Source organism: Streptomyces spongiicola (genome assembly GCF_003122365.1).
In the GTDB taxonomy this organism is placed as follows: Bacteria; Actinomycetota; Actinomycetes; order Streptomycetales; family Streptomycetaceae; genus Streptomyces; species Streptomyces spongiicola.
Map to the genome: position 1 here is coordinate 881,837 of NZ_CP029254.1, position 12,919 is coordinate 894,755.

General features: G+C 72.7%; 9 protein-coding genes and 1 pseudogene. 5 read left to right on the forward strand and 5 right to left on the reverse strand.

Annotated features, from left to right (window positions below; genetic code table 11):
• Positions 1–48: 48 nt before the first annotated feature.
• Positions 49–966: a serine hydrolase gene (locus DDQ41_RS03755; protein ID WP_109293188.1), complete on the forward strand. Its 918-nt coding sequence runs from the start codon at positions 49–51 to the stop codon at positions 964–966.
• A gap of 352 nt (positions 967–1,318) precedes the next feature.
• Here the strand turns inward: DDQ41_RS03755 and DDQ41_RS03760 are convergent, their stop codons facing one another.
• The 4 genes from DDQ41_RS03760 to DDQ41_RS03775 form a co-directional block, all read right to left on the reverse strand.
• Positions 1,319–3,178: a choline/carnitine O-acyltransferase gene (locus DDQ41_RS03760; RefSeq protein WP_109293189.1), complete on the reverse strand. Its 1,860-nt coding sequence runs from the start codon at positions 3,176–3,178 to the stop codon at positions 1,319–1,321.
• Positions 3,178–4,020, reverse strand: coding sequence for a class I SAM-dependent methyltransferase (locus tag DDQ41_RS03765; protein WP_109293190.1), 843 nt, complete (start codon positions 4,018–4,020; stop codon positions 3,178–3,180). Before DDQ41_RS03765 ends, DDQ41_RS03760 begins: the two co-directional genes overlap by 1 nt.
• Positions 4,021–4,495: 475 nt before the next feature.
• A complete protein-coding gene (locus DDQ41_RS03770; protein WP_109293191.1) occupies positions 4,496–5,365 on the reverse strand; it encodes a HalD/BesD family halogenase in 870 nt (289 codons plus the stop codon).
• Positions 5,366–5,868: 503 nt separating this feature from the next.
• A complete protein-coding gene (locus DDQ41_RS03775; RefSeq protein WP_109293192.1) occupies positions 5,869–6,093 on the reverse strand; it encodes a hypothetical protein in 225 nt (74 codons plus the stop codon).
• A gap of 300 nt (positions 6,094–6,393) precedes the next feature.
• Here DDQ41_RS03775 and DDQ41_RS03780 point away from each other — a divergent pair, with 300 nt between their 5' ends.
• Together DDQ41_RS03780 and DDQ41_RS33205 are read left to right on the forward strand one after the other, a co-directional pair.
• Positions 6,394–6,753, forward strand: coding sequence for an arsenate reductase family protein (locus DDQ41_RS03780; RefSeq protein ID WP_109293193.1), 360 nt, complete (start codon positions 6,394–6,396; stop codon positions 6,751–6,753).
• 1,112 nt (positions 6,754–7,865) lie between these two features.
• Positions 7,866–8,213 (forward strand): annotated as a pseudogene (locus tag DDQ41_RS33205) (hypothetical protein); the annotation flags it as partial.
• A 195-nt stretch (positions 8,214–8,408) separates the two neighbouring features.
• On the opposite strand, the gene DDQ41_RS03790 reads toward DDQ41_RS33205, so the two are convergent.
• On the reverse strand, positions 8,409–9,320 hold the full coding sequence (locus DDQ41_RS03790) for a Gfo/Idh/MocA family protein (RefSeq protein WP_109293195.1): 912 nt from the start codon (positions 9,318–9,320) through the stop codon (positions 8,409–8,411).
• A gap of 238 nt (positions 9,321–9,558) precedes the next feature.
• Between DDQ41_RS03790 and glnII the strand changes: the two genes are divergently transcribed.
• Positions 9,559–10,590 (forward strand): glutamine synthetase, encoded by a 1,032-nt coding sequence (gene glnII, locus DDQ41_RS03795; protein WP_109293196.1) that lies wholly within the window; start codon positions 9,559–9,561, stop codon positions 10,588–10,590.
• A gap of 808 nt (positions 10,591–11,398) precedes the next feature.
• Positions 11,399–12,868, forward strand: a complete 1,470-nt coding sequence (locus DDQ41_RS03800; RefSeq protein WP_109293197.1) for a DUF1996 domain-containing protein — start codon at positions 11,399–11,401, stop codon at positions 12,866–12,868.
• Positions 12,869–12,919: the final 51 nt, after the last annotated feature.

Here is a 12,919-nt window from a genome sequence, read left to right on the forward strand (position 1 = left end):
AGCCCGCTCACAGGGAATCCCCAGGCCGGCCCGCTACCTTCCGCGGCCATGAGTCGGCATCGATCCCCCACGCGCCCCGGCGCCCGCATATCCGCCGCCGCGGCCCTGACCGCACTGCTCCTCGTCCCGGTCGGAGCGGTCGTACTCGCCTGCCTGGCATGGCCGGAGGACGGGTCCGTGAGCGGCACCCGCGCCGAGCCGGCCGGCGCGGTGCGGACCCCCGGCCCGTCCGCCTCCTCCGGGCCGTCCCCGGACGAGGCACTCGCCGCCGCGACCGAGGCGGTGCGCGCGGAAACCACCGGGCGCGTGTCGGTGGCCCTGATGGACGTGGACAGCGGGCAGAGCGCCACCGCGGGTGACGGCCGCGCCCATGTCACCGCGAGCATCGTCAAGGCCGACGTCCTCGCCGCGCTGCTCCTCCAGGCCCAGGACGCCCGGCGCCGGCTGACGGAACAGGAGCGGCAGTGGGCGGCGGCGATGATCCGGAACAGCGACAACACCGCGACGACCGCGCTGTGGGACGCGATAGGCGGAGCCGACGGCCTGGCGGAGGCGAACCGCCGGCTCGGGCTGCTGGAGACCGAACCGGGACAGGAGGGCCTGTGGGGCCTCACCGAGACCACCCCTGCCGACCAACTGCGCCTGCTCAGGGCGGTGTTCACCGCGGACTCCGCCCTGTCCGACGCCTCGCGGGCCTACGTCCAGGAGCTGATGGGCACGGTGTCCGCCGGCCAGGACTGGGGGGTGTCCGCCGCCGGCGACACCGGGTCCGCGCGGCTGAAGAACGGCTGGCTCCCCCGGAGCGGCACGGGCCTGTGGGTGGTCAACAGCATCGGCCTCGTGGAGAGGGACGGCCGCCGCCTGCTGATCGCCGTGCTCAGCGACGGCCAGCCCACCCAGGCGGCGGGCATCGCCCTCGTCGAGGGCGTCGCCGACGGCGCGGCCGCCTACTTCGCCGGGCTGTGAGACGTCCGGGGCCACGGCCCGTGTTCGTCCGGGGGACGTGCCCGTACCCGCGCCGTGCGCGCGCCGTGCCCGCGCCGTGCCCGCGCCGTGCCCGTACCCGCGTACCGAGCCCGCGCCGTGCCCGTACCCGTACCCGTACCCGTACCCGCGTACCGAGGCCGCCCGAGCGCCGCACCCGCGTACCGAGCCCGCGCCGTGCCCGCACCCGCGTACCGAGCCCGCGCCGAGGCCCTCGGCACGTGAGGCCCCGGCCCCTCGCGCTCGCCCGTCCCCCGGGTGTCCGTCCCGGGGAGTGCCTCCCGGGTGTCCGTCCCGGGGGGTGCGTCCGCCGGGTGGCCCGTTCACCGGTCGGCTACCCCCCGGTCCCCCGGCCCCCGGTCTCCAGCAGGTCCCGCAGCTCCGCGACCGCCTCGCGCAGGCGGTCGGCGAAGGTGCGCATCCGGTCCGCGACCGGCACGGGCGTGCTCAGGTAGAGGTTGAAGCGCTCGGGGAGCAGCACGTACGCCACGCCGATGCAGCGGCTGCTGGTGGAACCGAAGCCGAAGAACTGGATGTTGCGGGAGGGCGCGGAACTGGTACTGAGGTAGTCGTCGCGCATCTTCAGCCACCCGGGGGTGCGGTAGAGGGCGGGCTGCTCGGTGACACCCAGTTCCGGGCCGCGGCGGCGCTGGACGAGTTCCAGCTCCCACAGGTGCTGCTCGGGTACCTGTCCGGCCTGGGCGGCCTTCGCCCTGGCCGTGTGGGCTTCGGCAGCGGCCCGGAAGGCGGCCGCCCGGACCGCCGGTGAGGCGGCGGGATCCTCCATCGCCGCCACGAACGCCCGCATCTCCGGGGTGACGACGCGCATGGCCTCGGTGCGGCCGTTGCGGTACTGCCGGGTGGCGATCGACTCGTAGGTGGCGCCCAGAAGTCCCTTGGCGCGCTGGTGGGCGAGCTGGTAGGCGCACTGTACGAAGGCGTCCGGGGACATGCCCAGGGACTTGGCCGTGGTGCTGCCGAAGTCCGGGAACGTCACCGTGGTGGTCGCGGTCGCGTCGCCGTACGCGGCGAACGACTCGGCCGCGGCGCGTACCCGCTCCCGGAGCGGCCCGTCCAGTGCGAAGACGACCGGCTCCAGGGCGGGCAGGCCCTGGGAGCGGGCGCCCGAGCGGCGGGAGTGCTCCTCGGCCGGGGTGCCCAGCAGGAAGTCGGTGAAGCCGAGGATCGTGGTGCCGTCGAGTTCGCAGTGCTCGACGTTGATGCCCGCCCGGCCGTCCGCGAAGACGACGAACGACACCGCCTTGTCGAACCAGCGGTTCCCGCGATCGCCGTAGAGCAGTTCGTCGCACGCCTCCTGCACTCCGGCGGGCGCGAAGTCCTCGAGGCAGACGCAGAACAGCGCCGTCTCGACGACGTCCAGGGACTCCGCGTTGCGCGGGTCCACCCGCAGCAGGTCCTCGCGGGCGGCCGCCCACTCCGCACGCGCCATGGTCGTGAGGTGGCCCACCGAGGTGCCCGGCGCGGCGGGTTCGGCACCGGCCTCCACGACCGCGTGCAGTCCGGCCTCCAGGTCCCGCAGACCGTACGGGACGCCGTCCGCGCCGAGCACGTCCAGCCGGAACATCCCGCCGCGGAAGAACACCACGATGTGCCGGGCACCCGACGGCCCGGGCCGGTCCTCGCCGTAGGGGGCGCGCACCGTGTCCTGCCGCACGCCGGGAATCCGGGTGGTGGAGTAGAGGAACTTGTTCTGCACCATCGACTGCGGCACCCCGCGCTGCGTCACCGGCGGGAGCCGCTCCCGGTCGAGCAGGCCCTTGTGGTGCAGCGCCCCCGCGATCAGCCCGGCCGCGCGCGGCACCTGCCCCCCGCCGCCGTCCCGGAACAGGAAGAAGAAGTTGGCGTTGAGCGCGATCCGGTCGCGCCGGCCGAGGTAGCGGTACGGCCAGAACGTGTCCAGCCAGCTCTGCACTCCCTCGGTGGCCTCGTACTCCTCGAGTGCGGCGTGCAGCACCCGGCCGGCGCCGCCGGGACGGAGGAAGGCGGCGGTCTCCGCCTCGGTCACCGCCAACTCATCCGCGGTCAGCAGCGGTGCGCACCAGGAGAGGAACCTCTCGCAGCTGGCCTCGGGCGTGGGGAGCGGTACGCGCGGCAGGCTCTCCTCGTAGGCGAAGGTGGAGGGTGCCGCGCCGGGCCGCGGTGCCTCCGGCGTGGGGGTCTGACGGTTGTCCACTACTGGTCTCGTTTCGGGTCGTCGGTGCCTGCGGTGTCGTACGGCCGGGAGATGTAGAGCTGTGCGTGGAGCCAGCCTTCCGCTTCAAGGCCCCGCGCATCCACCCCCGCGGCAGCCATGCCGTCGAGGACGAGTGCCTGCTCCTCCGGGGAGGCGAACCTGCGCTGTTTGAACACCTCGTCGACGCGGACGGTGCGGTACCCCAGCCCGGCCAGGGCGTGTTCCACGGACGCGAAGGGGAACATCCGCAGCACGAAGTGCGCCATCCACGGCAGGCGTCCGCCCTGGGCCCGCACCACGCGCGTCAGCGTCCGCTCGGTGACGTACCCGAGGCAGCCGGTCGAGATCACCAGGTCCGTGCCGGCGAGCCGGGCGCGCTGGCGGGGGGTGGGGTCGTAGTTCTCCAGGTCGGCATGGACCGCGTCGTCGAGGAAGCCCGCTTCGAGGGCGTAGGCCAGCGCGCCGCCTGCGGCGTCCAGGCCGACGAAGCGGAGGGGCCGCGCCGGGCGGCGGGAGCGGGCCAGTTCCCGGTCGCGGGCCAGCAGGGCCGCCCGGCTGTCGTCACCGGCCCGGACGTCACCGTAGCGGTCGTACAGCTCGTCCAGGGTGGCGTCGTACTTCACCAGGGCGGCGTTGATGCCGTAGGAGCAGCCGATGTCCAGCACCTGCGGCACGGTGACCCGCCGGGACTCGCGGTACTCCCGGATCAGCTTGGCGAACCACGGTTTCGCCTGCTGGGGCACGCAGTAGCCGAGGGGGCGGAGCACGGAGAAGTAGGTACGGGGGTCGGGCTGGGCGTAGATGTGGTCGAGGGACACTTTTCCGGTGGCGTCGAATCGCACGGGGTGCTGTTCCTCCGTGGGGTCGCTGAGTGGCTGGGGCGCTGAGCGCCGGTAGGGGTCGCTGAGCGGCCCGGTCGCCGGTTCTCCGGGGGCTGGGTGGTCGGGGGCAGGGTGGTCGGGAGCTGGGTGGCAGGGGGTCGGGGGCCGGGGGCCGGGCTGGGTGGTCGGGACGCAGGTGGCTGCGGCGCGGGGACGCCCCGCGGGGCACGCGTACGGGGTGGGGCGGAGGGGCGGCCGTCCGGTGCGGTCCGGCGGTGGTGGCGGGTGCGGGACCGGCGCCGGCGGTCCGGATCCGGTGGCGCACCATGCGACGGCCGGGCGGTGCCCGGAGAACGGAACCGCCGGCCGGCAGTCGCACACCGCACGCCGCACGCCGCGCACCACGCACCGTGCACCGCCCCGGAACCGCTGGGGCGTGTTGTGGGAACCCCTCCTGCCCCGCCCTGCGGGCGACGGAGCCGCGTTCGCAACACGCCTAGTCGAGGAGCCGGTCTCCACGGACGGCGCGGCCTTCGGCCTGGAGATGCTCGGGCAGCACCCGCCCGAACAACTGCCGGGTGCGGGCGACGCTCCCGATCACACCGGGGCGCTCGCTGTAGGCGAAGATCGCGGAGTGGCGGGCGGTCCCTCCCCTGACGGGGCTCACCCGGTGCAGCGAGTAGCGGCCCCTGAAGAGTTGCAGGTCGCCCGGGCGCAGGGGCAGACGGCGGATGAAGCGGTCGCCGCGGCCGTCGAGGACGGCCCGTACGGCGGTGAAGTTCTCCTCCCGCGCCGACCGGATGTTGGGGCAGTACTCGAAGGCGCCGCCGTCCTCCGCCTCCCGGGTGAGCATGCTGACGGTGAACTCGTTGGTGTCGAAGTGCCAGGGGTGCTCCATGCCGGGCGGGACCACGTTGAGGACCAGTCCGGACAACGGGTCGGCCAGCTCGTACAGTCGCGGCAGCCCGAAGCAGAGGGCGACGAAGTCCCGGAAGAGGTCGTTCGAGTAGAGCCGGCCTATCAGTGAGTCCTCGGGGATGCGGTCCCTGGCGACGAACGCGTTGCCCCGCTGGAAGGTCCGCCGGCCGGGGTGGTCCTCGGGCAGATCCGAGTCGACGGCGATGTTGTAGACGTTCACCGTCTCCGTGTCGTGGTACGCGCGTGGGGCGAGCGACGAGCCCTCCTCACGGAGGACGTCCCGGAGGGACGGCCGGATGAAGTCCGGCAGCACGGTGCAGCCGAGGTCCGACAGTTCGCGCCGGGCCTGGGCCACCACCACCTGCCCCTCGGGGCCGTCGAGATCCGACAGTGGATACCGGTTCGTATCGGCCACCTGGTCAAGCGTGATGGCTTCCAGCGTGCTCATTCGATCCTCTCGGCAGGCGGGCCGGTGGAATGCATCAACTCGATTGAGGGAAAGCAGAGTTGAACTTCCCACAGCGACGGCCCGCTTGTCTGTGACACGCCACACGGGGGCCGCGTCCGGCACCCCGGTCCGCTCCCTCCGACTGCGGGGGCAGTCGGGGACTCGACGAGCCCCCGCGGCAGACGGCGGCGGCTGGGCACTGCCTCGCGGCCGGGAGGAGCGGGGCACGGCCGGGCAACGGCACCGCTCGGCACCGCTCGGCGGCACCCGGGGGGCCGCCGAGCCGGTGGACTCCCGGCCGCAAGGCACGGTGAGCCGCACGCAGGTCCGCCGTACGCGCGGCTCACTCCGCGTCAGCCTTCAGCCACCGGTCGCCGGTCGCCGGTCGCCGGTCGCCAATTATGGGACCTGGGCTGTGAGGTGTGAGGTGTGAGGTGTCGACTGACAGCCACTGAATGACAGTTGCGGATATCTGTCAGTTGTCATCTGTCAGCCGATATCTGTCAGTCGTCGTAGTGGATCAGTGAACGCACCATGCGGCACGTCGTGTCGGACGGCGGACGGATCCCGATGCGCTCTGCCGTGGTGCGGATCCGCCGGTTGCTCGCGTTCGCCGGGTGGTACACGCCGGTGTCGAGCAGCGCGATGGCCAGGCGCATAGCCTTGAGCCGGCGGTTGTGGGATTCGTACCACTCGCGCGGGAGCCCCGCAGGCAGTGGCCTCTTCACCGGCCCGGACGGCGCGGACCCGCGCTCCGGCCGGCTCGCCCTCGCCCCTGCCCCCCGCCGGGCCTTCCTGCCCGCCCCTGCCGTTACTCCCGCTCCCGTCCCCGTTTCCGTTTTCGTCGTCGTGCCCGCCACTGTTCCCGTCCCCGTCGTCGTGATTGCGGCAACGCCCATCGGCGACCTCCTGGCGCGGTGGTTGATCCCTCACGAACTAGTTCGATTTTAGCGCCCACCACTGACAATCGCCCCTGGCCAAAGGGTGTTCAGGGTGTTCGAGTGACAGACGGGGAGTACGGTGGCGGAATGGAGATCTGGATCAACCCCGCCTGCTCGAAGTGCCGTGGTGCGCTGCATCTGCTGGACGAGGAGGGGGCGTCGTACACGGTGCGCCGGTACCTCGAGGACGTCCCGTCCGAGAACGAGATCCGCGACGTACTCGAACGGCTCGGACTGGAGCCGTGGGACATCACCCGCACCCAGGAGGCCGTCGCCCGGGACCTCGGTATGAAGGACTGGTCGCGGGACGCGGAGTCGCGCGCCCGGTGGGTCACGGCGCTCGCGGAGCACCCCAAGCTGATCCAGCGCCCGATCATCACGGCGGACGACGGCACGGCGGTCGTCGCGCGCACCGAGGAGGCGGTACGGGACGCCCTCGGCCGCTGACCCCCGCGGCCACCACGGGCCCGGCCCCACCCCGGCCCGCCCGCCGGGGCGCCCCCCGGAAGGGACCCGTGACCGACGCGGAGCCGGGGGGCGGCACCGCCGATGGGACCCGAGCGGACGGAAGGAAGCCCCAGACCCCGGACCCCCGGACCCCGGACCCCGGACCTCGGACACCGGGCCGCAACCTTCCCCATGACCCTGTCGAGCCCGGGGACTCGCCCCGGACCCCAGGCCCCGCGGCCGCCCCTGCGCCGCACCCACTCCGTGGACCGCACCGGACCCCAGGCCCCGGGTCCCCCGTCAACCGGCCCCGCCGTCCCGATTCCCGCCCGCCTGCGGAGACTTAAGCCCCAGTTAAGGAAGTCGCCGCCGAGACGTTGAGCGGGCATCTCGGCCTCCTCGTACGTAGCGGCACACGGAACCGATCCGGCCGCCGTTCAGGCCGGGGACAGGAGCCTTACGTGTCGCGCAAGAAGACCCTCAGCGGCAAGAAGAAGATCGCGCTCATGGTCGGTGCCGCGGCGGTGGTCGGCGGAACCGCGGTTGTCATGACCGGGACGAGCAGTGCCTCGGCGGCCTGTGACGGATTCGCCCAGGCGGTACGCAACAACGAGAACTTCATCACCGCCCAACGGACCGACCCCGACGCCCAGTCGGAAGCACGGATCGCCAACCGCGAGGCGGTCATCAGGCAGATCAACCTCCAGCAGCGGGCCGCGGGCTGTGCCGAGGGCTCCGGAGGCGGAGACCGGTCCGCGGCTCCGGCCGAACCCCCGGCGGGCCAGGCCGAGGCAGCCGGCGGTGCGGCCTCGGGCGGGGGTGCGGCCTCGGGGGGTGCGGAGGCGGCTGCCACCGGCGAGGTCGTCTGCGCCGGACAGAACCTCACCTTCTCCGGCGACGGCGGCGCTCCGGCCGCCTCCAGCGGCCAGTTCCCGATCGGCACCCTGCTGAAGATCACCAACCTGGCGAACGACAAGACCACCACCGTCGAGGTGACATCGACTTCCGGCAGCTGCGCCCTGCTGAACGCCGCGGCCTTCGAGCAGGTCCGTGAAGCCGGCAGGAACGTGATCCGCGAGGTCCGCATCGAACGCCTCGGCGGAAACGCGGGCGACGCGGGCGACGGGGGCGCAGACGGCGGCGAAGCCGCCGGGCCCCCGGCCGCCGAGCAGCCGCCCCCGATCGGCGCGGGTGACCGGGGCGCTCCCGCCGGGGAGGTCGTCTGCGTGGGATCGACGGTGACGCTGTCCGGCGAAGGCGGCGCTCCGGCCGCCTCCAGCAGCGAGTTCCCGGTCGGCACCCTGCTGAAGGTGACGAACCTCGACAACGACAGGTCGACGACCGTCCAGGTCACAGCCGCGTCGGGCAGTTGCACGCTGCTGAACGACGCCGCGTTCGAGCAGGTGCGGGAGCCCGGGAAGTTCCTGATCCGCAACGCCCGGATCGAGCGCGTCGGCTGACGTGCCACGAGCCCCCCGGTGCCTGCCTCCGCCGCGGGCACCCGGGGTGGCGGAGGAGCGGACGGAACCTCGGTACGGCCGCTCCTCCGCCGTTCCATGGCACGGGAACGGCCCCGTTCACAGACGGCGGCCGCAGGCGGCGACCGCCCCGCCCGCTCGGGCCCTGCCTCAGCCCCCGCCCGCTCGGGCCCTGCCTCAGCCCCCGCCCGCCGCGGTCCGCGCCTCCCCCAGCCGTTGCTCGGCCTCCGCGAGGATCTCCGTGATCCGCAGGCCAAGGCGTACGTCGCAGGCGTGCGGATCACCGGTGCGAGCCGACTCGACGAGTTCGTCGACCGCCGTACGGAACGAGCCGACGGGATCGCTCCATTCGGGCATGGCCACGCGCCCCCGCTCCCCGTACAGTTCGATGCCCGCGCCCGCCGCCTCGGGCGGCGCGCTCAGGCCCAGCGTGGCCGTGCTCGACGCCCCCGACGCGTGCCGGAACGCCAGATGGGCCGTGTCGGCCGGACCTCGCAGGGCCGTCAGCTCCGTGACGTCGCCGAGCACCGGCAGCAGCACGGACAGCACATGGGGGCCGACGTCCCACAGCGCGCCCCTTTCCCGCCTCCAGGGCGAGGCGGCGTACGGGCTCGCGGAGCCGTGCCCGAAGAGCGAGCCTAGCCAGTGCGCCCGACCCGTCAACCAGCCCTCGGAAGCGGCCTGTTCCGCGATCCAGGGGGCCGTGTCCGCCGCGAACCGCAGTGTGCAGAAGACGACGGAAGCGACGCCGGCCCCCTCCGCCGCCGCCACCACCTCACGGGCCCCGGCCACCGTGGTCGCCACCGGCTTGTCCAGGAGCAGATGCCGTCCGGCGGCGGCGGCACGGGCCGCCAGGGGTGCCTGGACGTCGGGCGGCACGGCGAAGGCGACGGCGTCACTCGCCTCGATGAGGGCGTCCACATCCTCGTACGCCTTGACGCCGTGCGCCGAGGCGAGCGCGGCGGCGGCCTCCGGGCGCCTGCCCCAGACGCCGCTGAGTACGGCCCCGGGGTGCTCTGCGAGAGCGGGGGCATGCGTGTGCTCCGCCCAGGGGCCCGTTCCGATCAGTCCGATGCGTGGCTTGGTCATGCGGCCAGTCTGCACCGCGGACGCCCGCGACCGGACGGCGGGGGACGGGCCGCCGGGCCCGGAGGCCGGCGGCCCGCTCGCAGGACCGCGACGAACCTGACCCGGGGTGGCCCGCGCCCGGGTCGCGGAACCCGGGGATCGCCGAGTAACACGGGGTTCACCGTCGGGCAATGACCGGGAAATCCGGGGTTGCCAGGCTGCGCCTCATACCCGCTGCACCCGCGAAGGATGAGGGCCCGTGACCATCAAGGCTGAGTACATCTGGATAGACGGCACCGAGCCGACCGCGAAGCTTCGCTCGAAGACGAAGATTCTGACGGGTCCCGCCTCAGCCGTCTCCGAGCTTCCCGTCTGGGGCTTCGACGGGTCCAGCACCAACCAGGCCGAGGGCCACGCCTCCGACCGCGTGCTGAAGCCGGTCTACTCGTGTCCGGACCCGATCCGCGGCGGCGGCAACGTGCTGGTGCTCTGCGAGGTCCTCAACACGGACATGACCCCGCACCCCTCCAACACGCGGGCCCGGCTGGCCGAGGTGGCGGAGAGGTTCGCCGCTCAGGAGCCGGTCTTCGGCATCGAGCAGGAGTACACCTTCTTCGACGGCGACCGTCCGCTCGGCTTCCCCGTCGGCGGTTTCCCGGCTCCCCAGGGCGGCTACTACTGCGGTGTCGGCGCCGACGAGATCCACGGCCGGGACGTCGTCGAGGCGCACCTGGAGCACTGCCTGCGGGCGGGACTCGGCATCTCCGGCATCAACGCCGAGGTCATGCCCGGCCAGTGGGAGTTCCAGGTCGGCCCGCTGGCGCCGCTGGAGGTGTCGGACCAGCTGTGGGTCGCCCGCTGGCTGCTGTACCGGACCGCCGAGGACTTCGACGTCTCCGCGACGCTCGACCCGAAGCCGGTGAAGGGCGACTGGAACGGTGCCGGCGCGCACACCAACTTCTCCACGAGGGCGATGCGCGAGGGCTACGACGCCATCATCACCGCGTGCGAGTCGCTGGGCGAGGGCTCCAAGCCGCTGGACCACGTCAAGAACTACGGCGCCGGCATCGACGACCGGCTGACCGGTCTGCACGAGACGGCCCCGTGGAACGAGTACAGCTACGGCGTCTCCGACCGCGGCGCCTCGGTGCGCATCCCCTGGCAGGTCGAGAGGGACGGCAAGGGCTACATCGAGGACCGCCGGCCCAACGCCAACGTCGACCCCTATGTGGTGACCCGCCTGCTGGTGGACACCTGCTGCTCCGCGTTGGAGAAGGCCGGCCGGGTCTGATCCCGCGCACGCCGCGAAGGGGCGGCCGCCGGCCGGACACGGTCATCCGGCGGCCGCCCCTGAGTGCTGCCCCCGGCGTGCGCGCGGTGCGCCCTCGGTGTACGCGCGGTGTACGCGCGGTGTACGCGCGGTGTACGCGCGGTGTACGCGCGGTGTACGCGCGGTGTACGCGCGGTGCGCCCTCGGTGCCCTCGGTGTGCGCGCGATGCGCGCGATGCGCGCCGGGGCTGCGCCACAGGCCGAGCCGTCGATCGTGCGACAGGCCGTGCGGCGGGCCGTACGGCCGGCCGGGCTTGGTCCCCCTACACGGGCGCCGGCCGCGGATGCGTTCACCGACGCGTGGCAGGGGCGCCGAACGGTACGGCGCGGCGGCTCCACCGCGTCCCACCGGGCGTGCCGCGGACCCACCGCACACCGGGCGCGCTCCATGCCGCCGTGCGGACGGGTGGCGCGGCGGGATCCCCCACGTCGCCGAGTGCCGCATGCCGGCGAAGCGGGCGGGTAGGCGGGGGCGGCCCCGGCGCCATGAGACCTCTGGTGCCGGGGCCGTACCCGGTTCGTGTGGCGGGGCGTGGTGGAGACGGCGCCGTACCGCGGCGGGTCGTGCCGCCGCTCATGGCGACGGGTGCCCGCGGTGGGCCGGGCCTGCCGCCGAGGTTTGGGGAACTCCGTTCCAGGGCATGCCCGTTGACCCCCTGAGACCCGTTTTGCGAATGGAGTTTTCTACGAAATCCGGTCCCGTCTGAACGTGGCGCGACGCGACGCCGTATGGAACGGCGCGTTGCTCCCACCCCGGGATTGGAGTTCCATGGCACGCACGACACGCAAACGCTCAACGCTGGCGAACCGGGCGATCGCAGCCTCGGCCGCCCTGATTCTGGGCGGGGGTGGGCTGATCGCGGTCAATGTCTACGCATCTGCGGGTGAGAGCCGTCAGAGCCCCAACAGAACCCAGGCCGCCGGCCAGTCGGTCTCCACCATCGACTGCCCGGACGTCGGAAACGAACTGAAACAGGTGCCTCAGCAGGAGCGCCGCAACATCGACCGCGAACTCGCCACACTGGACACCCAGATCACCACGGCGTACAAGCGCTTCGCCCAGCTCAGGCAACGGATCGAGCAGAACCCCCAGTACGGGCAGCAGCAGATCCTCAACCCGCTGAAGAACGAGCGTACGGTGATCCTCCAGCGGATCGCCGCGCTCATCGAGCGCGGCAAGGCGCCCAAGCCGCAGGGCCTCACGTCCATGGCGCCGTGCACCCTGCGGGCCGACGACGGTGGGAACCAGGGTGGCAACGGCCAGGGTCAGGACGGTGGTCAGAACGACGGTGGTCAGGACGATGGCGGTCAGGGCGGTGGCGGTCAGGCGGGCAATGGCCCGGTGCAGGCCGACTTCGTCGACATCAAGTCCGTCAAGCCGAACGCGGGCGACCCGCGCAACCGGCGCGGCGTCTCCCGTGGTGTCTTCAAGACGAGCTGCGGGGTGAACGAGAACGGCAAGTTCAACCCGGACAACGTGATCGTCGCACCCGGTGTCGCCAACGGCGCGCACCATATGCACGACTACATCGGCAACCAGGCCAACGACGCGTTCGCCAGTGACGACGATCTCGCCGCGGGCGAGACGACCTGTGTGAACCAGGGCGACCGGTCGTCGTACTTCTGGCCGGTGCTGCGGCTCCAGAACGGGCAGCAGGAGGACGACGCCGACGCCGACGGCGGCGGCAAGGACCAGAACGTCGGCGAGATCCAGACACCGTCGCAGGTGACCATGGACTTCGTGGGCAACCCGCGGTCCAAGGTGACGGCGATGCCGCGGCTTCTGCGGATCATCACCGGCGACGCCAAGGCGTTCGTCAACGGCGACGCCAACGCGAACGCCTCCTGGAGCTGCACCGGCTTCGAGAACCGCCAGCTGAAGGACAAGTACCCGATCTGCCCCCAGGGCAGCCAGGTGGTGCGGACGTTCAAGTTCCAGAGCTGCTGGGACGGCCAGAACACCGACAGCGCCAACCACCGCACCCATGTCGCCTTCGCCCAGGCCAACGGCGCCTGCCCCAACGGCTTCCGCGCCATCCCGCAGCTCGTGCAGCGCATCGTGTACGACGTGCCGCCGCCGGTCTTCGGCGGGGCCAACCCGAGCGTCTTCGCCGTCGACTCCTTCCCGGAGCAGCTGCACAAGCCCATCACCGACCACGGCGACTTCATCAACGTCTTCGACCAGAACCTGATGAAGAAGATGGTCGGCTGCATCAACAGCGGTCGCACGTGCCGCTGACCGCTCCCTGAGCCGGCGCCGAACCCCGGGCTTACCGCCTGAGCCCCGGGT